Annotated in this window: 19 protein-coding genes; 12 read left to right on the forward strand and 7 right to left on the reverse strand. The window is 64.9% G+C overall.

Annotated features, from left to right (window positions below):
• Positions 1–4: 4 nt before the first annotated feature.
• Positions 5–472 (reverse strand): hypothetical protein, encoded by a 468-nt coding sequence (locus ACTX90_RS16170; RefSeq protein WP_113607154.1) that lies wholly within the window; start codon positions 470–472, stop codon positions 5–7.
• Positions 473–710: 238 nt separating this feature from the next.
• Between ACTX90_RS16170 and ACTX90_RS16175 the strand changes: the two genes are divergently transcribed.
• The 12 genes from ACTX90_RS16175 to ACTX90_RS16230 all read left to right on the forward strand — a co-directional run bounded on the left by ACTX90_RS16175 (position 711) and on the right by ACTX90_RS16230 (position 14,063).
• The gene (locus ACTX90_RS16175; protein ID WP_443442433.1) at positions 711–1,526 is read left to right on the forward strand and encodes an IclR family transcriptional regulator; all 816 of its coding nucleotides are present in this window, start codon (positions 711–713) and stop codon (positions 1,524–1,526) included.
• Between the two features lie 135 nt (positions 1,527–1,661).
• Positions 1,662–2,963, forward strand: coding sequence for a cytochrome P450 (locus tag ACTX90_RS16180; RefSeq protein WP_443442434.1), 1,302 nt, complete (start codon positions 1,662–1,664; stop codon positions 2,961–2,963).
• A 2-nt stretch (positions 2,964–2,965) separates the two neighbouring features.
• On the forward strand, positions 2,966–4,054 hold the full coding sequence (locus tag ACTX90_RS16185; protein WP_120991315.1) for a PEP/pyruvate-binding domain-containing protein: 1,089 nt from the start codon (positions 2,966–2,968) through the stop codon (positions 4,052–4,054).
• Positions 4,055–4,140: 86 nt separating this feature from the next.
• Complete coding sequence (locus ACTX90_RS16190; protein ID WP_443442435.1) at positions 4,141–6,006, forward strand: PEP-utilizing enzyme; 1,866 nt, start codon at positions 4,141–4,143, stop codon at positions 6,004–6,006.
• Between the two features lie 138 nt (positions 6,007–6,144).
• Positions 6,145–6,891 carry an SDR family NAD(P)-dependent oxidoreductase gene (locus tag ACTX90_RS16195; RefSeq protein ID WP_053799003.1) on the forward strand — a complete coding sequence of 249 codons (747 nt, stop codon included), beginning with the start codon at positions 6,145–6,147 and terminating at the stop codon, positions 6,889–6,891.
• Positions 6,892–6,927: 36 nt separating this feature from the next.
• Positions 6,928–7,248 carry a 2Fe-2S iron-sulfur cluster-binding protein gene (locus ACTX90_RS16200; RefSeq protein WP_443442436.1) on the forward strand — a complete coding sequence of 107 codons (321 nt, stop codon included), beginning with the start codon at positions 6,928–6,930 and terminating at the stop codon, positions 7,246–7,248.
• A 2-nt stretch (positions 7,249–7,250) separates the two neighbouring features.
• Positions 7,251–8,543 (forward strand): NAD(P)/FAD-dependent oxidoreductase, encoded by a 1,293-nt coding sequence (locus ACTX90_RS16205; RefSeq protein ID WP_443442437.1) that lies wholly within the window; start codon positions 7,251–7,253, stop codon positions 8,541–8,543.
• A gap of 29 nt (positions 8,544–8,572) precedes the next feature.
• Positions 8,573–9,241, forward strand: coding sequence for an HD domain-containing protein (locus tag ACTX90_RS16210; protein WP_443442438.1), 669 nt, complete (start codon positions 8,573–8,575; stop codon positions 9,239–9,241).
• Entirely contained in the window at positions 9,238–10,740 is a 1,503-nt protein-coding gene (locus tag ACTX90_RS16215) for an aldehyde dehydrogenase family protein (RefSeq protein ID WP_443442439.1), read from the forward strand. The genes ACTX90_RS16210 and ACTX90_RS16215 overlap by 4 nt, the downstream gene beginning before the upstream one ends.
• 178 nt (positions 10,741–10,918) lie before the next feature.
• Positions 10,919–12,151: a glutaminase gene (locus ACTX90_RS16220; protein ID WP_443442440.1), complete on the forward strand. Its 1,233-nt coding sequence runs from the start codon at positions 10,919–10,921 to the stop codon at positions 12,149–12,151.
• A gap of 251 nt (positions 12,152–12,402) precedes the next feature.
• The gene (locus ACTX90_RS16225; protein WP_286163597.1) at positions 12,403–13,251 is read left to right on the forward strand and encodes an excalibur calcium-binding domain-containing protein; all 849 of its coding nucleotides are present in this window, start codon (positions 12,403–12,405) and stop codon (positions 13,249–13,251) included.
• A gap of 269 nt (positions 13,252–13,520) precedes the next feature.
• Positions 13,521–14,063, forward strand: a complete 543-nt coding sequence (locus tag ACTX90_RS16230) for an HNH endonuclease family protein (protein ID WP_424573487.1) — start codon at positions 13,521–13,523, stop codon at positions 14,061–14,063.
• Positions 14,064–14,167: 104 nt separating this feature from the next.
• Here ACTX90_RS16230 and ACTX90_RS16235 read toward each other — a convergent pair whose 3' ends face one another.
• The 6 genes from ACTX90_RS16235 to ACTX90_RS16260 form a co-directional block, all read right to left on the reverse strand.
• Positions 14,168–14,563 carry a hypothetical protein gene (locus ACTX90_RS16235; protein ID WP_047120335.1) on the reverse strand — a complete coding sequence of 132 codons (396 nt, stop codon included), beginning with the start codon at positions 14,561–14,563 and terminating at the stop codon, positions 14,168–14,170.
• Between the two features lie 390 nt (positions 14,564–14,953).
• Positions 14,954–16,003, reverse strand: coding sequence for a hemolysin family protein (locus ACTX90_RS16240; protein ID WP_120991331.1), 1,050 nt, complete (start codon positions 16,001–16,003; stop codon positions 14,954–14,956).
• A complete protein-coding gene (locus ACTX90_RS16245) occupies positions 16,000–17,346 on the reverse strand; it encodes a hemolysin family protein (RefSeq protein ID WP_053799010.1) in 1,347 nt (448 codons plus the stop codon). The genes ACTX90_RS16240 and ACTX90_RS16245 overlap by 4 nt, the downstream gene beginning before the upstream one ends.
• 290 nt (positions 17,347–17,636) lie before the next feature.
• The gene (locus tag ACTX90_RS16250) at positions 17,637–18,818 is read right to left on the reverse strand and encodes an NAD(P)/FAD-dependent oxidoreductase (RefSeq protein ID WP_443442441.1); all 1,182 of its coding nucleotides are present in this window, start codon (positions 18,816–18,818) and stop codon (positions 17,637–17,639) included.
• A 202-nt stretch (positions 18,819–19,020) separates the two neighbouring features.
• Positions 19,021–19,317, reverse strand: coding sequence for an antibiotic biosynthesis monooxygenase family protein (locus tag ACTX90_RS16255; protein WP_161449838.1), 297 nt, complete (start codon positions 19,315–19,317; stop codon positions 19,021–19,023).
• A 117-nt stretch (positions 19,318–19,434) separates the two neighbouring features.
• Entirely contained in the window at positions 19,435–21,336 is a 1,902-nt protein-coding gene (locus tag ACTX90_RS16260; protein ID WP_443442442.1) for an acyltransferase family protein, read from the reverse strand.
• Positions 21,337–21,395 lie beyond the last annotated feature (59 nt).

Below are 21,395 nucleotides of genomic sequence, written 5' to 3' on the forward strand. Positions count from 1 at the left end.
GCTGCTACTTGGAGAAGGCTGGGGTGGTGACTGCGCAGTCTACGCGTTCACCCGGCTTCGAGGTTTCAGCGGCAATTTCCTTGACGCCGTCAAGCAGGATTCGGCAGGTGGCGGTAGAGCCCTTGCCAGGAACCGCTGAAATAGCTGCGTCCTTTTCAGCGGTCACAATGCTCTCAAGGCTCCAGACTGCCGTGCCCTTGCCCTCGGCCGTCGTCTTTCCCGAAGGCAGCGAAAGTTCGGTGCCGGCTTCGCCGCGCTTTTCCGATTCAAGGTACTTGATGTCGGTGATCTTGCTGGTATCCCCACCGGTGACCGATACCTCGTAGGTGACAGCCCAGGAATCCGAGGTTGACTTGTTGAAGTCTTCAACCGCGCTGCAACCGGTTGCCCCTGCCGCCAGTGCCAGCGCAGCACCGCCCAGGATCATTTTCTTGGCAAAAGATGCGCGAATTCCGGTGGCTGCTGCCGACATTAGATGTTGCTCCTCAAGTAGCTGTTGTCATGCGGTGACTTCGTTCTTGTTGTCTCCAGCCTACTGTTTCCCCCAATTCCTGACCTCGCTCCGTCGGCGTAAATCCCCTGGCTCCGACCTCAGTCCTGGGTTGTAGGTGCTGCGTCACAGTTCCGGCTGTGCCGGGGCCGCGCCGCTCGCCCTTGAACCGGATACCCTTGTCTTCAGCTGGCAAAGACACCGAGACTTGGGAGAACACATGGCCGGAGGAAGCTCGCAACCCGGACGCAGCGTCACGTCCAAGATCCTGGCGATACTCTCCGCCTTCGAAACCTCGCGCCGGGCGCTGAACCTCACGGAGATCTCGAAGGCCGCAGACCTTCCGCTGTCCACCACGCACCGGCTTGTCGGTGAACTCGTGGATGAGGGGATCCTCAGCCGCACCGGCAACGGCGGAATCCAGCTCGGGCTGCGGCTGTGGGCCATCGCCCAGAACACCGGACGCCAGCTGCGCGACACCGCGCGACCCTTTGTCCAAGACCTCTTTTCACTTACCGGGGAGACCAGCCAGCTGGCCATCCGCGACGGCAACATGGCGTTGTACATCGACCGCGTCTATGGCACCAAACGCATCGCGCGGGCTTCACGGGTGGGCGGCCGACTCCCCCTGCATGCCACCGCCGTGGGCAAGGCCATCCTCGCGTTCTCGGAAGACTGGGTCATGGACGCCTACCTCGAACAGCCCTTGGAACCGCTCACCCCGCACACCCGCAGCAACCCCGTGCAGCTGCGCAATGAGCTGAGCCGGGCACGCCACAACGGGTACGCCATCACCCGGGAAGAAGTCCGGCTGGGAACCTGTTCGATTGCCGTTCCGGTCTATCACACCGGCCGTTTGGGCTGTTCCATCGGCCTGGTCATTCCCACTTCCCATGCAGCGAACATGGAACGCCACCTTCCGGTGCTCTACGGCATCTCCAAGCGCATCGAAGCAGCCACCGCGCATATTCCGCTGGAAACGCTGCTGGGCATCATTTCCGGGCCTGACATGAATGTGCCCGGGAGGGAGAACTAATCACCGCTAGAAATTAGCCTTCCACTGGATGGAAGCGTTAGCTTCCCATCCTGCTGCGCCATGGACAACACTAGGGATCGATCAATGTTGCACGGATCACACCGTGACTCATCGACTTCCCAAGGAGCAGATTCCATGACCAGCACACCAGCCGTATCCGGCGGATGCCCAATGGGCTTCGGAGCAGAAGCCCCGGCAGACCACCACGGGTATGAGCCGTTCGCTATGGAGAACCCTTTCCCCGCTTACGCAAAGATGCGCAGCGAACAGCCGGTGATGTTTGACGAGCGCACCGGGCTGTATGTCATCACCCGATATGACGACGTGAAGTCGGTTTTCGAAGATTGGGAGACCTTCTCCTCGGAGAACGCCCAGGCTCCGGTGCGCAAGCGCGGCCCCCAGGCCACCGCAATCATGACCGAGGGCGGATTCACCACCTACTCGGGCCTATCCGCCCGCCGTCCGCCGGAGCACACCCGCATCCGCGCCGTGGCGCAGAAGGCTTTCACCCCGCGCCGTTTCAAGGCCCTTGAACCAATGATCCGCCAGAACGTCAAGGACTCCATCGCCTCGATGCTCACCAAAGGCACCAACCACGCGGAAATCGTGGCAGACCTGGCCTATGCGCTGCCGACTATCACCATCCTGACCCTGATCGGCGAAGACGTGACCATGGTCGACACCTACAAGCGCTGGAGCGACTCCCGCGCTGCCATGACCTGGGGAGACCTCAGCGACGAGGAGCAGATCACCCACGCGCACAACCTGGTCGAGTACTGGAAACGCTGCCAGGCCCAGGTGGCCCAGGCCCACGCCGCCGGCGGCGACAACCTCACCGCGGACCTGGTCCAGGCCCAGAAGGACGGCGCGGACATCACCGACCACGAGATCGCCTCGCTGCTCTACTCGCTGCTCTTCGCAGGCCATGAAACCACCACCACGCTGATCTCCAACTGCGTGCGCGTGCTGCTGGAGCACCGCGAAGCCTGGGACGCCGTCGTGACGGATCCCAAGCAGATCCCCAAGGCCATCGACGAGGTGCTGCGCTACTCGGGCTCCATCGTGGGATGGCGCCGCAAGGCCCTAGCCGCCACCGAGGTCGGCGGCGTGCAGATCCCGCAGGGTGCGGAACTGCTGCTGCTCATGGGCTCGGCCAACCGCGACGAATCCCGCTTCGAGAACGGCGAGGACTTCGACATCACCCGGCCCAACGCCCGCGACCACCTGTCCTTCGGCTTCGGCATCCACTACTGCCTGGGCAACATGCTGGCCAAGCTCCAGGCCAAGATCGCGCTGGAGGAACTGACCAGTGCGCTGCCGAACCTTGAACTGGTCGACGGCGGTGCCATCACCTTCCGGAAGAACCTGTCCTTCCGCGTTCCCGACTTCGTCAACGTCGAGCTGAATGCCGACTCCACTTCCCGATCTGAGGCTTAACGATGAGCAACAACGACTTCATTGAATTCTTCGACGGCGGCAAGGAACCCACCCTGGACAGCCTGGGCGGCAAGGGCGCCTCGCTGGTCACCATGACCGCCGCCGGCATGCCGGTCCCTCCCGGCTTCGTGGTGAACACCGCCGCCTTCCGCGCCTTCATGGGCACCGGACTGGAAGACAGCATCAACGCCCAGCTGGACGGCCTGGACCCGGAGGACATCGCCGCGGTGGACGCCGCCAGCGCCGCCATCCGCGAGCTGATCACTTCCCGCCCGGTTCCCGCCGACCTGCGCGAGGTCACCCGAGCCGCGTACGACGCCTTGCAGGCCCGCTTCGATTCCGAGGCCCCGCTGGCCGTGCGCTCCTCCGCCACCGCAGAGGACCTGCCCGATGCTTCCTTCGCCGGACAGCAGGACACCTACCTGTGGCTGACCGGGTTCGATTCGGTCGGCGAGCACATCCGCGCCTGCTGGGCCTCGCTGTACACCAGCCGCGCCATCCTCTACCGGCTGAAGAACAACATCCCAGATGACGGGCTGTGCATGGCCGTGGTGGTGCAGAAGATGGTCAACGCCAAGACCGCCGGCGTGGCCATGACCCTGGATCCCACCAACGGCGACCGCTCCAAGATCACCGTGGACGCCTCCTGGGGCGTGGGCGAGATGGTGGTCTCCGGAACCGTCACGCCGGACAACATCCAGCTGGACAAGGTCACCCTGGCGGTAATCACCGAGCACATCGGCGACAAGCATGCCGAAATGATCCCCGACCCGGCCACCAACACCCTGGTGGAAAGGGATGTCCCGGAAGAGCGCCGCACGGTGCGCTGCCTGAGCAACGACGAGCTGTCCGCCGTGGCCCAGCTGGCCAAGCGGGCGGAAAAGCATTACAAGTCCCCGCAGGACATCGAGTGGGCCATCGACGCCGACCTGCCCGACGGGGAGAACCTGCTGCTGCTCCAGGCCCGCCCGGAAACCGTGCACTCCTCCAAGCCCGCGGCGCCCAAGGCCTCCGCCGGAGGCTACGCCTCCTCGCTGGGATTCGGCGGCGTCTCCTCGATCACCGCCTCCCTATCGAAGATCGTCAGCTGACCCACGTATCCACGCTGTTTCCACGCTCCACCCCACACCTCGGCCACTCGCAAAGTGCCGAACCTTCTGAGAAAGGGTGCACGACCATGACAATGAAGTCCTTCCCCAAGCCATCCGACCTGCCGGTGCCCGCCGGCGCCGAAGGATGGGAAGAGATCTACCCCTACTACCTGGTGTTCCAGGACGCACTGAAGGAGCAGGAAGACGCCAAGTTCTGGTTCTGCGATTCGCAGCACTGGCCCACCGTCTTCAAGCCCTTCGAAACCATCGGCGGCGAATTCGCCGTGAAGTGCCTGGGCCAGTACAACGCCCGGCACCTGATGATCCCCAACGCCAACGGCATCGACTTCCGCATCCACCTGGGCTACCTGTACATGTCCCCAATCCCGGTCCCCGAGGAGCAGATCGCCGCCCGCGTGCCGGACTTCGAAGCTCGCATCGGCCACTACTTCGCCAACTGGGAGAGCAAGCTGGCCAACTGGCATGTGAAGGTCAAGGGCACCATTGCGGACATGGAGGCGCTGTCCTTCGCACCGCTGCCCGAGAAGGTCCCCTTCGAGGACATCGAGAACGGCATGGGCAAGGACGGCTCGGAAGTCCTGTTGGAGAACTACGACCGGCTGATCCAGCTGGCCTACCAGAACTGGCAGTACCACTTCGAGTTCCTGAACCTGGGCTACATCGCCTATCTGGACTTCTTCAACTTCTGCAAGGAAGTTTTCCCGAACATCCCGGACCAGTCCATCGCCACCATGGTGCAGGGCGTGGACATGGAGCTGTTCCGCCCCGATGACGAGCTCAAGGCGCTGGCGCTGCTGGCCATCGAGCTGGATTTGGACGAGCACTTCGCCAACACCGATGACCCGGCCACCACCCTGGCGTCCATCGCCGCAGCCGCCGGCGGCGAGCGCTGGATGGCGCAGTGGGAGCAGGCCCAGGACCCGTGGTTCAACTTCACCATCGGCAACGGCTTCTACGCCCACGACAAGTACTGGAACGTGAACCAGGAGATCCCGCTGGGCTTCATCGCGGACTACATCCGCCGCGCCCGCGGCGGCGCGCAGATCCTGCGCCCCACCGAAAAGCTCATCGCGGAGAAGGAACGCATCGTGGAGGAATACCGCGAGCTGCTGGATCCGGAGGTCGCCGCGGTCTTCGACGCCAAGCGCACGCTGGCGGCCACCGCCTACCCGTACGTGGAGAACCACAACTTCTACATCGAGCACTGGACCATGGGCGTCTTCTGGCGCAAAGTCCGCGAGCTCGGCCGCATGCTCGCCGACGCCGGGCTGTTCACCGAGGCCGAGGACATGCTCTACCTGAGCCGCAACGAGGTCCGCGACGTGCTCTTCGACCTGGTCACCAGCTGGGGCGTCGGCTCCGGCGCGCCGATCGGCGCGGTGGTGCTCCCGGAGAAGATCGCCCACCGCAAGGGCATCGTGGACGCGCTGCAAACCGCCCGACCGGCCCCGGCGCTGAACACCCCGCCGCAGTCGATCACCGAACCGTTCACCCGCATGCTCTGGGGCATCACCACCGAACAGGTGCAGCAGTGGCTGGGCGCGGACGAGACCCAGGACGGCAGCACGCTCAAGGGCATGGCGGCCTCCCCCGGCCAGGTCGAGGGCCCGGCCCGCGTCATCATGCACGCGGACGAGCTCACCCAGGTGCAGCCCGGCGAAATCCTGGTGGCTCCGGTCACCGCGCCGAGCTGGGGCCCGATCTTCGGCAAGATCAAGGCCACCGTCACGGATATCGGCGGCATGATGTCCCACGCGGCCATCGTCTGCCGCGAATACGACCTGCCGGCGGTCACCGGCACCGGCAGCGCCTCCACCACCATCAAGACCGGAGACCTGCTGCGGGTTGACGGCACCAAGGGCACCGTGGAAATCCTGGGCGCCGAGCCGGCCCTGACCGGGCCGGGAGCCCACAGCCACTCGCACGCCTGATCCCCGGGCGCCGCAGACCGGTTCCGGAGGTTCCCCCAAGCTTCCGGAACCGCAAGGGTGCCGGCCGGTTCCTTTCCCCCCGATTCCCGGCCGGCACCCGCAACACCACAGTTCTCCACCACTTGAAAGGCACATTCCATGAACAGCTCTCCTACGGTGCTCATCACCGGCGCCGCCGGCGGCCTGGGACGGGCCTTCGCCCTGGGCTTCGCGGCCCGCGGCTACGCCATCGCCGCCGCGGACATCGACACGGCCGGCACGCAGGAAACGGTCCGTCTGGTGCGCCAGGCCGGAGCCGAGGCGGCGGCCTTCACGGTGGATGTCACCGACACCGCATCCACCGACGCGCTGGCCAAGGACGCGGCGGAGTTCGCCGGCGGCGGCATCGCGGTGCTGATCAACAACGCCGCCATCTACGCCACCGTCACCCGCACCCCGTTCGAGGAGATCAACCCGGACGAGTGGGACAAGGTCATGAATGTGAACCTCAAGGGCCCGTGGATGGTTTCCCGCGCGGTCTCCCCCTTTCTTGGAGCGGGTTCCCGGGTCATCAACCTGGCCAGCGCCACCGTCTACTCCGGCTCCGAGCAGTGGGCCCACTACGTGGCTTCCAAGGGCGGGGTCATTGCGCTGACCCGCGTCATGGCCAAGGAGCTGGGACGCCGGGAAATCACCGTGAACACCATCGCCCCGGGCTTCACGCTGACCGAGGCCAGCCTGGGGCTCATGGAGAACGCCTCCAGCTACGGCGTGGACCGCGGGGCGCTCAAGCGCGCCAGCCAGCCGGAGGACATCGTGGGCGCCGCGCTGTTCCTGGCCAGCGAGGACTCCTCGTTCATCACCGGTCAGACGCTCGTCGTCGACGGCGGACGCCAGTTCATCTAACCCAGCTTTACGCCTAACCGTTCAGGAGGAACCATCATGGCGACTATCAACTTCACCGACTTCGAGGGCCAGACCCGCACCGTGGACGCCGCCGCCGGCGACTCCGTCATGGAAACGGCGGTCCGCAACGGTGTCACCGGCATCGTGGGCGAGTGCGGCGGCTCCCTGTCCTGCGCCACCTGCCACGTGTTCGTGGCCCCGGAAGACTTCGAGTCGCTGGATCCGATGGGCGAGATGGAGGACGAGATGCTCTACGGCACCGCCGTGGACCGCGAAGAGAATTCCCGCCTGTCCTGCCAAATCAAGATGTGCGAGGGCCAGACCCTCAACGTCGCCACCCCAGAAACCCAGGTCTAGCCATGAACACCGCAACACTCCCCTCCACCGGCGGCGCCCCGGCCCCCGCGGCGGGCACCGCCACCGGGCTGCTGATCATCGGCGCCTCGCAGTCCGGGGTCCAGCTGGCCATCTCGCTGCGCGCCCTGGGCTACACCGGGCACATCACGCTGCTCGGGGACGAGGACCACCGCCCCTACCAGCGCCCGGCGCTGTCCAAGGAATTCCTGCAAGACAAGGTGGGCAGCGAATCGCTGATCTTCCGCTCCAACGACTACTGGATCGAGCACAACATCACCCTGGTCAAGGGCGAACGCATCGAAGACATCGCCTCCAACCCGGACGGCTCCGGCGTGGCCACCGGCCGCAGCGGGGCGCGGTACCCCTACACCAGGCTGGCGCTGACCGTCGGCGCCCGGCCGCGGGTGTTCGAGGTCCCGGGCAGCGAACTGGACGGCGTGGTCTACCTGCGCAACGCCGACGATGCCCTGAAGCTCAAGGAGCTGGCCCCGGCCGCCACCGACGTGGTGGTCATCGGCGGCGGGTTCATCGGATTGGAGGCGGCCAGCTCCCTGCAGGCCATGGACAAAAAGGTCACCGTCATCGAATACGGCCCGCGCCTGGTGGGCCGCGCCGTCGGCGAGGACACCAGCGCCTACTTCCTTGAGCAGCACCGCGCCCGCGGCCTGGACATCCACCTGAATGCCAGGGTTTCGCGCATCGTCGGGGACGGCGCGGTCTCCTCCGTGCACCTGGAATCCGGGGACATCATCCCCGCGCAGATCGTGCTGGTGGGCATCGGGGTCATCCCCAACACGCAGCTCGGCGAGCAGCTGGGACTTGAGGTCGACAACGGCATCGTGGTCGACGAGGCGGCCATCGCCTCCGACGGGCACACCCTGGTGGTCGGGGACGTGGCGAACATGCCCAACCCCGTCCCCGGCGCCCCGGACGGCGAGCGCATCCGGCTGGAATCCGTGAACAACGCGGTGGAGCACGCCAAGGTCGCCGCCTACGCCCTGATGGGCCAGCGCGAAGCCTATGCCGGCATCCCGTGGTTCTGGTCCAACCAGGCTGACATGAAGCTGCAGATCGCGGGCCTGTCCATGGGCTTCGATTCAACGGTCAAGCGCGAGGTCCCGGAGAAGGGCAAGTTCACCGTGCTGTACTACCGCGGCGGGCAGGTCATCGCCGCGGACTGCGTGAACGCGCCGCTGGACTTCATGGCAGTGAAGCAGGCCCTGGCCGCCGGGAAGAACATCGACCCGGCCGCGGCCGCCGACACGGACACCATGCTCAAGACACTGATTTCCTAAGACATTGATTGCAAAGGCCTGAGGACACCATGACAACCCTGAACGACGCCCGGCCGCTGCCGGCCACCGGCACCATCAACACCAGCCCCATCTCCCTGGAAGTACACGCGGACGGCGAGCTGGAGGCCCTGTGGGCGGCGGTGGTCCCGGAGACCCGCGCCCGCGGCAACGACATCCACCTGCCCATCTCGCTGTCCTTCGCCCGCCGGCTGTGCGACGCCTACCCGGAGGCCGACCGCACCTTGGTGCTGGTCTCCACGCTGCTGCACGACACCGGCTGGGCTCACGTGGACCAGGAGAAAATCATCTCCGACGCCTTCCGCGGGGACTGGCGCAAGGCGGACATCCGCTACGAGCACGAGCGCGAGGGCTGCCTGGTGGCCCGCCGTGTGCTGCCCCCGCTGGGCTACGACGGGCAGTTCATCGACGAGGTCTGCAAGATCATCGACGGGCACGACACCCGCCCCCACGCGTACACTCTGGAGGACGCGCTGATGCGCGATGCCGACAGGCTCTGGCGCTTCGACCACGCGGGCATCGCACTGGCCTCGGGCTGGTTCGGGCAGGACCCGGCCGCCTACACCGACCGGCTGGAAACCGAGATCATCCCGGAGCTGATCACGCAGGCCGCCGTGGACATGGCCACCGCGGATCTGGCCCGTTCCCGCGCTCTGCTGCGCACGGCGGTGCTGCGATGAGCACGCGGGCAGGCGCCGCGGCCCGGCGCCAGGAACTCCTATTGCCCTACCGCCACGTGGACACGCACTTCATCGACGGCGGGTGGACCGCCTCGCAGGGCACCGGCCGCATCGAGGTCACCGACCCGGCCACCGGCGCCGTCTGGGGTTCGGTCCCGGCCGGCACCAGCCAGGACGTGGACACCGCGGTCCGCGCGGCCCACCACGCGCTGCATTCATCCCCGTGGAAGAACACCACACCCTCCGAGCGGGCGGCATTGCTGCTGCGCATCGCGCATCAGATCGAAAACCGGGCCGGTGAACTGTCGTTGACCAATACGCTGGAGAACGGCTCGCCGGTCTCCGAGACCGGCGGGGCCGCCGCCAACGCCGCCGGCATCTTCCGCTACTTCGCATCCCTGGCACCGCTGCTGGAGCAGGAGGACCTGCGCCCGTTCCCCAACGGCGCCGGCGAAACGCTGGTCCGCCGCGACCCGGTGGGTGTCTGCGCGCTGATTGCCCCGTGGAACTTCCCGATCAACCTGATGGTCATCAAGCTGGCCCCGGCGCTGCTGGCGGGCTGCACCGTGGTCATGAAGCCTGCATCCCCCACCCCGTTGTCCTTCCGCATCATCATGGATGCGCTGGACGCCGCCGGGGTCCCGGCGGGCGTTGCAAACCTGGTCACCGGCCCGGGACGGATGGGCGACGAACTGGTGCGCCACCCGCTGGTGTCCAAGGTGGCGTTCACCGGCTCCACCCCGGTGGGCCGCACGATCGCCGCGGCCTGCGGCGAGCTGCTGCGCCCGGTCACCCTGGAGCTGGGCGGCAAGTCCAGCGCGCTGGTGCTTCCGGACGCGGACCTAGACCTGTTGGGTTCGAGGCTGATCCGTTCCTGCATGCGCAACACCGGGCAGACCTGCTACATCTCCACCCGCATCCTGGCCCCGGCCGAACGCTATGACGAAGTGGTGGACGTGGTGGCCTCCACCATTGCCGAGGCCCCGCAGGGCGACCCGCTGGATCCTGCCACGGTCTTCGGGCCCTCTGCCAACCGCAGCCAGTACCAGACGGTGCTGGGCTACCTGGAAGCCGGCCATGCCGAAGGCGCCCGCGCGGTCACCGGCGGCGCCACGGCGCAGCTGGCCGGAGACCTGGCGGACGGGTTCTTCATCCAGCCCACGGTCTTCGCTGACGTCACCCCGGACATGACGATTTCGCGCGAGGAAATTTTCGGTCCGGTCATCACGGTGCTGAAGTACGATTCCGAGAACGAAGCAGTCTCCCTGGCCAACAACACCGAGTTCGGCTTGGGCGGGCTGGTCTTCGGCGCAGACGAGGAACACGCCCTGTCCGTGGCCGAGCGCATGGACACCGGCAGCGTCGGGGTGAACTTCTTCGCCTCCAACCACGCGGCGCCCTTCGGCGGACGGCACGATTCGGGACTCGGCACCGAGTACGGGCCGGAAGGACTGGCCGCCTATCTGAGCTACAAGTCGATCCACCGGCAGGCGCGGTAGATCAGGCTGGTACATACTTGAAGGCGTTCATCCGGAGTTGTGGCCGGATGGACGCCTTCATTATGTTCCGCTGTACAGACCTGCGCGCGAACACCTAGGTTGGAAGTGCGAGCCAAAAAACGTACTACCGGGCGTCAACGCACCAGTGACGTGGAACAACAGCGACGAAGAACAATCCATGAAAACCCCGATTCCTGACTACCTCGACGAGGTGCTCGACAGCCTCCGGAACGACACCAGCGGAAATACCGCCCAGTACATTCCCGAACTGGCGCAGGCCAACCCGGATCTTTTCGCCCTCTCCGTCACTACGGCTACCGGCAGCACCTATTCCGCCGGGGACCACCTCGAAGAATTCACCATTCAATCCATCTCCAAGCCGTTCGCCTACGCGGCGGCCATCATGGACCGGGGCTTGGACCGGGTGCTGCGGTCCGTCGGGGTCGAAGCCTCGGGCGAGGCCTTCAACGAACTGTCACTGGAAGAAGGGACCCACCGGCCGAAGAACCCGATGATCAATGCCGGAGCCATCATGACCCACGGTCTGCTGGTCGCAGAGGATGCCAGCACCGAGGCCCGCGTGGCCCGCGTGCTGGAACTGTTCTCCCAGTTGGCCGGACGCGAACTGCGCATCGACGAGAGCGTGTACGCCTCGGAAATGGAGACGGCTGACCGCAACCTCGCCACGGCCCATATGCTGCGCAGCTACGGGATTCTCGGCACCGACGCGCATGAGGTGGTCTCGGGATACACCCGCCAGTGCTCCATCCTGGTCACCGTCGAGGACCTGTCGCTCATGTCGGCAACACTGGCCAACGGCGGCGTGCAGCCACGCACCCGCGAAAGGGTGCTGAGCGAGGGCATCGCCCAGCAGGTCATGTCGGTCATGGCGGTGGCCGGCATGTACGACGGGGCCGGCGATTGGCTCACCCGGGTGGGAATCCCCGCCAAGAGCGGCGTGGCCGGAGGACTGGTCGGGGTGCTTCCGGACCAGGTGGGCATCGGAGCGTTCTCGCCGAGGCTCGACGCCCACGGCAACAGCCAGCGCGCGGGCCGGGCCTTCGAGCGGCTGTCCACCGACATGGGCCTGCACCTGTTCGCACCCAGCAGCGGCCAGCTGGACGTGGTGGACGTCCATCAGGAAGCCGCCCGCGAGATCTTTGTCCTGCAGGGCAACGTGCAGTTCACCGCCGCCTCCGAACTGCTGGATTTGATGGCGGCCTCCACCTCGCGCACCGCGGTGCTGGTGGATATCTCCCGGGTCTATTCCTTCACCACGGTGGCCCGCCGGATGGCCTTGGAAGGACTGCGCCGGCTGCGTCTGAATGGACGCAGGGTGTTCCTCAACGACCCTCTGCAGGTTCTGGCCAATCCGGACCTCGGCGATGGGACCTACCCGGAAACCCCCTGAACAGGCAAAACGCGCGGCCTTGGTTCCGGCGTTCATCCAGCCGCGAATCGGTTCGAAAATTAGCCATCCAATCGCTCTGGACTGATGCAAACCTGGGGAGCGGTTAGCCCGGCACTGATCATAGTCTCATCGCATGTTTTTGAGTATCAATTTCGAGTCGTTACATCCTTACGAAGGACGCGAATTGCCTTTATCGGTGCGGAACCACAGAATTATCTTCGGTATTCATTCGCACGTTTGAGGAATTTAGTATGTCTGAACTTGGGTCACCCTTTTCACCCGGCAATTCTGAGCCGCCGAAAAAGCCGGGCCGCAAAGTATGGTGGATCATTCTAGGGGTTTTTGCAGTACTCGTCGCACTGCTTTTCCTAATCCCTGAGCTGTTCGCAATCATTGCCTTCGTAGGCCTGATTCTAGGAATTATCGGACTCGTAAAGGGACGCGTCCCTTGGCTCGGCATGCAAGGAAAAGGCAAGGCCGGCGGGCTCACTGCCGCGATGGTAGTCCTGATGGCCATCACGGGCGCAATCATGGGCCCGGCAGAGACCGCGCCCACGGTCGCGTCACAGCCACCCTCGCCAATTGTGACAAGCAGCGAGTCGCCCACCCCTTCCCAGTCAGAGTCCCCTTCACCCACGGCCATTGCAGACTTCGTTGGTGAGGAATGCGACGGCGACGAGCTCGTCATGGAACAGGGAGCCGACAAGCTCTACTGCGACGGAAACGCGTCGAAGGTCTTCGTTTGGACTACTCAGGACGATCACGACAAGGCGATCCTTGCCGCCAAGAAGGCCGAAGAAAAGAAGGTTGCCGAGGCGAAAGCCGCGGCTGAGAAAAAAGAAGCCGATGCCAAGGCCGCTGCGGAGAAGAAAGCAGCAGAAAAAGCCGAAGCCGAGAAAAAGGCAGCCGACAAGAAAGCCGCGCAGGAAAAAGCAGAACGTGAGGCCTACACTCCCCCACCGGCCAAGGCTCCAAGCAGCACATACTACGCCAACTGCAGCGCAGTTAAGGCGGCGGGTGCCGCACCGATTTACAGTGGTGACCCGGGTTATTCGCGCAAGCTCGACCGTGATGGGGACGGCGTAGCTTGCGAAAACTAAACAACGCCGCGGTAGCCTGGCTAGCGGCTCTGGCTCTGTTGCTTTCTGGATGCGGTGCCACGCCGGCGACTACCCAGGCTGCAGAGCCTTCGGCGACAGCGACGCCGTCGGCGCCTCCCATCGTGATCCGGTCGGAAGCTCCGCCGATCACTATCACGACCGAGTCGCCGACGGCTACGGCCACCACGCCAGCGGCGACCAAACAGCCTTCTTTGACACCAAGCGCAGAATCCAAAAGCCCTTCAACAGGCGGGACAACGGCCAGTACGATGCTCGAAGAAATCCCCATCAAGGGGCGCGCCCCGAAAACAGGGTACGAGCGCAGCATGTTCGGCAGCGGTTGGGGCGACACCGACCACAATGGTTGCGACACTCGAAATGACATCCTGAACCGGGACTTGACGGTGACATCGCACAAGGCCGGCACCCGGGATTGCGTCGTGCTGACTGGTTCCCTGGATGATCCTTACACCGGGGAGACCATCGAATTCCAGCGAGGCCAAGGCACGAGCAACGATGTGCAGATTGACCATGTTGTGGCGCTCTCAGATGCATGGCAAAAGGGAGCTCAGAAGCTTTCTGCTGAGCAGCGTCTCGAGTTCGCGAACGACCCCCTCAATTTGCTGGCGGTTGACGGCCCCACCAACGGGTCCAAGGGAGATGGAGACGCGGCTACATGGCTTCCCCCTAACAAGGGCTTCTGGTGCGACTATGTGACGCGTCAGATCGAAGTCAAGCACAAATACGATCTTTGGATGACGAAGGCTGAGGCTGAGTCCAGCCGCACCGTTTTAGAAGAGCGCTGCGTCTAGGCTAGCCCAGATTGAAACTGGCCGACTATGCGACGTCGCGATCCACGAGCAAGGCCCGGGCGAGGAATTTACGATTCCTCGCCCGGGCCTTGCAGTTCCTAGAGCTAGTTGATTTCGCCGAAGGTGACTACCGGCGTGTAGCCATCGAGGTCAATCGCGTCCGGAACAATGACGAGCTTGACCTGCTCGGCGGTTTCCTCCGGGCTGGTCTGCACGAAGTCCTTGCGGAGCGTGTAGGCCTCGACCCCAAAGCTGGGGAGGCGGTCTCCGTACACGTGGAGCCTGTACCGGTCGAATGCTTCCAGTGCTTCTTCGGTCGAGTTGGCTCCGATGGCGCGGATAGTGCCTCCGTCGGTTTCGCTGATGACAATCCCGAGGATTGCGGGTGCAGAGCCGGCTGTGCGGCAGTTGTCGAGCCCGGTGCCGGTGCGGACGTAGAGGTTGAATGCGGTGGTGTCGTGCTGGATCTTGCTGTTGCAGTTGCTGCAGAGTGCGAACACGATCTGCCCTTTCCCTAGGGGTGGCCTGTGGTGGCCATGGATGACCGGAAGGATTTTCGTCTACTAGGGATGTGTAGGTCACCGCTTTTACAGTTCACGGAAATCAGCCCATTTCAGAATGACCTTCGTCACTATTGCCCGAAATGGGGTCGAACACCGCAAAATCAGCCCCATCACAACCGGCGCACTCCCCCGCGGCCGTATTTCCCAGACGCCCGGCATTTCTCGTTCAAGAGTTACTTTGATGGTTTCCCAGCGCTCGGCCAAGTGCGCTCAGGCTGGAGACGCGCCGGTTATGCGCGGCAACAGTGGCCGAAGCGCAGGCACCTGCTTCATCAACAGGGCGCACTACCGGAAGTCCGCCGGATGGGAATACGCTGGGCCATATCGCTAGGCTTCCCAGCTCGCCACCGTGGTCTGGTCGCGGATCTGGCCGACCAGCTCGGCGAGCATGTCCTCAAGTGTCACGATGCCGGTGACCTTGCCGGTGGCGGCGTCCTTTACCAGCGCCAGGTGGGCGCCGCTGCTCTGCATCTGCTGCAGGGCGGTGCGCACCGGCTGCTGTGCGGTGAACTCGGGCAAGGCGCGCACCGCAGCCTGCTCCAGCGTCTGGGAGCGCTCGGCGGCCCCGCGTCCCAGCACGTCCTTGATGTGCACGTAGCCCACCGGCTTGCCGTCCTCGATCAGCGGGAAGCGGGAGAAGCCCTGCGAGGCGGCCTGCTCCACTTGGGCCACCGTGCTGCTGCGTGGCAGGGTGCGGACCTTGCCGAAGTCGATGGCCACCGACTCGATGCTGTGCGCGTCGAAGTTCAGCGCACCCATCAGCAGCTGCTCGTCATGGTGGTCAAGCAGTCCGCCGGAGCGCGACTCGGCCACCATGTCCGCCACCTCGTTGCGGGTAAACGCGCTGGCCACCTCGTTCTTCGGGGTCACGCCCATCAGGCGCAGGAACAGGTTGCCCAGCGCGTTCATGGTCCACAGCACCGGGCGCAGGATCTTCACCAGCACCACCATGCTCGGGCCGAGGATCAGCGCCATGCGCTCCGGTCCGGCCAGGGCCATGTTCTTTGGCACCATTTCAGCCAGCACCACGTGCAGGTAGGTAACCAAGATCAGGGCGATGGCATAGGACAGCGGATCGATCCACGACACCGGGACGCCCATGGCCTCGAACGGCCCGGCCACCGCGTACTTCACCAGGGGCTTGGTCACGTAGCCCAGCGCCAGGGAGCAGACGGTGATGCCCAGCTGCGCGCCGGCCATCACCAGGGAGACGTTCTCGATGGCCCACAGCGTCATCTTGGCGCTGCGGCTGCCGGCCTGCGCCTTGGGCTCGATGATGCTTCGGCGGGCGGAGATCAGCGCGAACTCCGCGCCGACGAAGTAGAAGTTGGCGGCCAGCAGCAGGACTGTCAGGATGATTCCGGTTAAATCGCTCATCGGTTCTGCTCCTGTTCATCCAGTTCCACCGCGGTCAGTTCCACCGTGGCGATCCGCGAGCCGTCCATTTCAATGACCGTGAAACGCAGTTCCTTCTCGGGCTGCCCCGGGAGGCCAGGGACCACCAGCGTCGCCTGGTCTCCGACTTCGCCGAGCTTGCCCAGCTGCAGGGTCACCAGGCCTGCCAGAGTTTCGTAGTCAGCGTCGCGCGGGATCTGGCAGCCGACCAGTTCATTGGCTTCGTCCGGCCGCAATGCCGCATCGAGGATCCACGAGTTCTCGCCTAGCACCTGCACGGTGCCGTCTTCCGGGTCGTGCTCGTCGCGCACTTCTCCGACGATTTCCTCCACCAGGTCCTCAAGGGTCAGCAGCCCGGCGACGTCTCCGGTTTCGTCGATCAGCACTGCCATCTGCAGGTCCTCGCGGCGCAGCTGGTCCATCAGCTCGTCCAGCTCCACGGTGTCGGGAACCAGCGTGGCTTCCTCGGCCAGGGTGCCCACCGCGGTGGTCTCCCGCCGCTCATAAGGCACGGCCAGCAGGGTGCGGATGCGCACCAGGCCGTCGACCTGGCGGCCGTCGTCGCTGAGGATCGGGAATCGCGAGTGGCCGGTGTCGGCGGCCAGCGCAAGCACTTCCTGCACACTCTGCTCGGCGGCGATGCTGACCATGCGCGAGCGCGGGGTCATGGCGTCGTGGCCGCGGCGGTTGCCGAAGGCCACGGTGCGGCGCATCAGTTCCGCGGTCTGCGAGGGCAGCACGCCTTCGCGGGCCGAGTGGCCCACGAGCGCCACCAGTTCCTCGGAGGAGCGCGTCGAGGCCAGCTCTTCCTGCGGTTCGATACCGAAGCGGCGCACGATCCAGTTGGCGTTGCCGTTGAAGAACACCAGTAGCGGCTTGGTCACGGCGCTGAATCCGCGCTGGAAGCCCACCACTGCCTTGGCGGTAGCGAAAGGCTTGGCGATGGCGAGGTTCTTGGGAACCAGCTCGCCGAAGACCATGGTCAGGATGGTGGCCAGCACCAGGGCGATGGCCACGGAGACCGAACGCGCAAGCGTCGGATCCAGCCCGGCGTCCTGCAGCGGCCCCACCACCAGGGCGGCGATGGCCGGCTCGGCCAGAAAGCCGATACCCAGGTTGGTCAGGGTGATTCCAAGCTGGGCTCCGGACAGCTGTGTGGACAGGGTGCTCATGCCCTTAAGCACGCCGGACGCGCGGCGGTCACCGGATTCCGCGGCCTGCTTGACCTGATTGCGGTTAACCGTGATCAGGGAGAATTCTGCGGCCACGAACAGGCCGCATCCCGCGATCAGGACGATGGCCAGCAGCAACGATATCCACTCCATTATTTACACCCCCTGCCGCAATGCGTCTGAACGGCATTCCTACCGGGCAGAGGGTTAGGCCTGTGACATCTACTGTCGCCTGAAGCGTCCATCGTTCCCTTCCGATCGGAGTATCTTCCTCCGATCCACATCATGTGAATATTAATTATGCGGGGTCTGTGGGCCCCGAAAAGACCGAATTCCGAAGAGTTTGCCAGATCCCCTGCCCGCTCACAGGAATCTCAAAACTTCGTTCCCTGCCGGGGAGCTGGAACGCGCCAACGGGGCGCAGTGAAGGCTGTGCTCCGGGTCTAGCGGCGAACCGCTATCCCTGCCGCAAGCCTGCCGCTGGCCAGGGCGCCCTGGATCGAGGGCTGGGCAAAGTCCCCGGCCAAGGTGATCCCGGGAAGCTTGGTATCCAGCGGTTCCTGTCCCGGGGCCAGGGACGGCAGTGCGTCGGGAATGTCGTGGCGGACCAGCAACCGCCAGTCCCTGCGGGTCTCGCCGAGCAGGTCGGCGGCCTGGTCCAGCGCCGCCTCGTCATCCAGCCCGTGGTCCCCCACGGCCGTCGCCTCCACCAGGTGCCAACCTGCCGGGGCGTAGGAGGGCGCAACATTGGAGATCACCGCGGCATGCGCGAGTGCCGCGCCCTCCCGGACGTCTACGTGCAGGAACGGAAGTTCCGAGGGACGGTGCGGCGTGGCAAACCACCAGGTGCTCAGCGAATTCGTGGGTGGTTCCGGTTGCCCAGAGAGCCTGGCGCTGTGGCGTGGGCCGGCGGCAATGATCACGTGGTCCGCCACGAGGTCGCGACCCGACTCGCAGCGCACCTGCACCTGGCCGGCCGCATCCACGGCAACGGAATCCACGGGTGCAGACAGCTGGATGTGCTCGCGCAGGGGTTCGGCGAGCTGGTGGGCAAGAGCCGCCATACCCTGGGCCGGGAGCGCAGGACGCCCAATGGCGAAGTACCACGAGAGCGTGCGGGCCAGCGCGGCTGGCACCTGCAACTGGGAATCGGCAACGACCCCGGAGAAGAATTTCTCGACGACCTTCCGGAACTGGGCGGAGAACCCTGACCGCTCAATGGATTCGCGCAGCGTCAGCGAAGAGTTGCCGGCCAGGCGGACCCAGCGCCAGGCAGCCGCCAGATCCGGTGCCCCCACGGATCCGCCGAACAGATGCGCGGCGCGTACGGGGTGGTGCAAGGGATCGGCCAGAACCTCCAGCGAGGATTCGCCGCGGACCGCTACCCCTTTGCCGAAAGGATGCAAATCCAAACTTCGCAGGGACGCAGTGCGTCTGGCTTCCGGATAGCTGGGGTTGAGCAGCTGGAAACCGCGGTCGCAGCGGAACCCGTCAATGATGTCGGTGGCCACCCGGCCACCGACCGTCTCAGCCGCTTCAAGCACGGTGACGTCGTGCCCCTGCTCGAGCGCCACGCGGGCTGCCTGCAATCCGGCGAGCCCCGCCCCGACAACTATCAGCTTCACGCGCATCTCCCTTGCCCAACGACCCGTACTGCCACCCTGCGCGGAGCAGCAATGGCCCCGCGGTTGCTCCAAGGGTATCCACGGGCCGTTCCCACGTCACCTCCCATGCAAACCAACCCAGCCCACGCCAAGGATTACGTGCTCGTGATGGCAAACGCCCCAGCACCATCAGGTGCCGGGGCGCAGTCAGGGGATGCCGTGCCTACAGTTCCACGACCTCGAACTCCATCAGGTCCGCGCCGCTGGCTACCGGCTTCTTGCCGTCGTTATGCGCGTGGGCAGCTTCGGAACGCTTGTTGCGCCAGTTCTCGAAGTCATCGCGGGTGGCCCACTGGGTGTAGACGAAGTAGCGGTCCTCGCCGTTCACCGGACGCAGCAGCTGGAAGCCTTCGAAGCCAGGCTCCTGGTCAACCGAGTGCTTGCGGGCAGCGAAGCGCTTTTCCAGCTCCGGTCCTGCTTCGCCGGGAATCGACAGGGCATTAATGACAACAATCGACATGTCTCACCTTTCGTGACCCGGCAGATTCCGGGGTTGAATGCTACATTTCCCAGCCTACGCGCGAGCACCCTGATCCGGGCGGCGTATGACGCCGCAACAGGCCAGCGCACTGCGGTCTCAGAGCCTCGCTACCGCCTGAGCGAGCAGTTTTCCGTAGGCGGCGCTGCCATGCGGTCCGGGATGGATCTTGTCCCGGGCAATGTCGTCAATACCCTCCGCGGTTCCGGCCCAGTCGACCAGATGGGTTCTGGAATCGGCTTCGGCGGCCGCGTGGAGTTTGCCGTTGACGCTGCCGATCCACTGCCGCGGAGCGTACGCCGTGACCAGCAGCAGTTCGCGCTTCGGTCCGAGGATCCGCCGGACTTCGTCCAGGGTTCCCGCCGGCAGGTCCCCATTGGTTCCAAGGCCAAGCACCACCACTTGGCGCAACTTACCAGCGCTTTTCAACTCCCGCAATTGTGCAGGCGCGTCCCAGATCTGCGCTCCGACCGAGGCATCAATAGAAATCCCCGGCAGCCTCTTCAACAGCTGCTGTGAGGAGGCGAGCATCACCGAATCCCCCAACGCCGTGACATCGCTTCCAGTGAAGTTCCGTGGGCTGCGCGCAGGTTTTCGCGAATCATTCGTCGATTCATGGGCAATTGCGCCAGGAGGCGTCGCGTCGTTTGATTCCGGAACCCGGGCGGATTCTTGCTGTTCCGCCAAAACATCTTGGGCTTGGGCCAGCTGCTGTTCCAGCTGGCTTTGCTCCGGAGACGCAAGGAGCACGGACACAGCGCATGCCGGGACCAGCACCAAGGCCAGCAGCGGCAGCACCGAGGCGAAGCTTCCCGTCGTTCCGTTCCACACCCGTTTGACCCGCTCGGCGATGCGCCCGGACCAGCCAGCCACGGCGGTTTTGAAACCGTAACGCAGAATCGGCTCCTCGACGAACCGCCAGGACAGTTCGGCGGCCAGAATCACCAGCGGGATAGTGCACAGCACCGCTGCCGTGGCCGCCTGGGGCGGGAATACCGTTTGGGCCAGCAGCAGCAGGGGCCAGTGCCACAGGTACACCCCGTAGCTCCGGTTGCCCAACCAGCACAGGCCTTTTATGCTCAGCATCGCCCGTGTCAAGGTCCCGGATATCATCAGCGTGAGGATCAGCAGCGTTCCGAGCAGGCTGAACAGCGCCATGCCGCCCTGATAAGCCGCGGCAGAAGTGTCCGGAAGGAAAAAGAATCCGCCCAGCATCGCCAGCAGCATCAGGACCTGGGACAGCTGGATGAACATCAGCTTCCGGCGCGGCACCGTCGCGTCCGCAGGTTTTCTGCTCACACTGGCTGCGGCGCCCGCGGATCCGAGCAACAGGCCGAAACCGTGCGTCCAGGTTCCGAAATACAGCACGCTTGAATCCTTGGACGGGTCGAAGCCCCAGGCCATACTCGCCGCGGAGGCAATGGCCAGGACCAGGATTCCGAGCATCAAGGCCCGGCGGCTTCGCAGCAGCCACGCCAGCGCGGCCAACACCAGCGGCCACAGCAGGTAGAACTGCTCCTCAACTGCAAGTGACCAGAAGTGCTGGAAATACGCCGGTTCCATCGACGCGAAATAGCTGTTGCCGTGGGCAATCTGCATCCAGTTGCTGGTGTAGGTCAACGCGCCGGCCCACTGCCAGCGCAGCCCGGCTGGAAGCTGCCCCGCAGCCAGCAGTGCCAGCGCCGTTGAAACCACCAGCACCAGAACCATGGCCGGCAGCAGGCGCCTGGCTCGTCGGCTCCAGAAGGCGCGCAGGTCGGGGAATCGTCCGGCTTCCGTGCTCCGAAGCAGGCCGCCGGTAATGAGGTACCCGCTCAGGACGAAAAACAGGTCAACTCCGAGGAACCCTCCGGGAAAGGCCGCAGGCCAGAAATGGTAAACGAGCACGGCAAGCACCGCGATGCCGCGCAGTCCGTCCAGGGCGAAATTGCGGGTCGGTGTTTCGCGGATGGGCGTGGCCGCACCCGGTGGTGGAGCTGCGAGGGAGACTTGATGATTCACGGTTAAGATGCTTCCAACACGCACCGACTGCCAGCTCCCGACCACCTATCGGCAATCCA

Source organism: Glutamicibacter soli (genome assembly GCF_052322135.1).
Classification (GTDB): Bacteria; Actinomycetota; Actinomycetes; order Actinomycetales; family Micrococcaceae; genus Glutamicibacter; species Glutamicibacter soli.

What these genes read in the sequence shown, in the direction of transcription:
- ACTX90_RS16200 (WP_443442436.1), top strand. Translation starts at nt 6,928, where the DNA reads ATGGCGACTATCAACTTCACCGACTTCGAGGGCCAGACCCGCACCGTG.
- ACTX90_RS16205 (WP_443442437.1), top strand. Translation starts at nt 7,251, where the DNA reads ATGAACACCGCAACACTCCCCTCCACCGGCGGCGCCCCGGCCCCCGCG.
- ACTX90_RS16195 (WP_053799003.1), top strand. Translation starts at nt 6,145, where the DNA reads ATGAACAGCTCTCCTACGGTGCTCATCACCGGCGCCGCCGGCGGCCTG.
- ACTX90_RS16190 (WP_443442435.1), top strand. Translation starts at nt 4,141, where the DNA reads ATGACAATGAAGTCCTTCCCCAAGCCATCCGACCTGCCGGTGCCCGCC.
- ACTX90_RS16180 (WP_443442434.1), top strand. Translation starts at nt 1,662, where the DNA reads ATGACCAGCACACCAGCCGTATCCGGCGGATGCCCAATGGGCTTCGGA.
- ACTX90_RS16170 (WP_113607154.1), bottom strand. Translation starts at nt 472, where the DNA reads ATGTCGGCAGCAGCCACCGGAATTCGCGCATCTTTTGCCAAGAAAATG.
- ACTX90_RS16185 (WP_120991315.1), top strand. Translation starts at nt 2,966, where the DNA reads ATGAGCAACAACGACTTCATTGAATTCTTCGACGGCGGCAAGGAACCC.
- ACTX90_RS16225 (WP_286163597.1), top strand. Translation starts at nt 12,403, where the DNA reads ATGTCTGAACTTGGGTCACCCTTTTCACCCGGCAATTCTGAGCCGCCG.
- ACTX90_RS16210 (WP_443442438.1), top strand. Translation starts at nt 8,573, where the DNA reads ATGACAACCCTGAACGACGCCCGGCCGCTGCCGGCCACCGGCACCATC.
- ACTX90_RS16240 (WP_120991331.1), bottom strand. Translation starts at nt 16,003, where the DNA reads ATGAGCGATTTAACCGGAATCATCCTGACAGTCCTGCTGCTGGCCGCC.
- ACTX90_RS16230 (WP_424573487.1), top strand. Translation starts at nt 13,521, where the DNA reads ATGCTCGAAGAAATCCCCATCAAGGGGCGCGCCCCGAAAACAGGGTAC.
- ACTX90_RS16215 (WP_443442439.1), top strand. Translation starts at nt 9,238, where the DNA reads ATGAGCACGCGGGCAGGCGCCGCGGCCCGGCGCCAGGAACTCCTATTG.
- ACTX90_RS16255 (WP_161449838.1), bottom strand. Translation starts at nt 19,317, where the DNA reads ATGTCGATTGTTGTCATTAATGCCCTGTCGATTCCCGGCGAAGCAGGA.
- ACTX90_RS16220 (WP_443442440.1), top strand. Translation starts at nt 10,919, where the DNA reads ATGAAAACCCCGATTCCTGACTACCTCGACGAGGTGCTCGACAGCCTC.
- ACTX90_RS16245 (WP_053799010.1), bottom strand. Translation starts at nt 17,346, where the DNA reads ATGGAGTGGATATCGTTGCTGCTGGCCATCGTCCTGATCGCGGGATGC.
- ACTX90_RS16175 (WP_443442433.1), top strand. Translation starts at nt 711, where the DNA reads ATGGCCGGAGGAAGCTCGCAACCCGGACGCAGCGTCACGTCCAAGATC.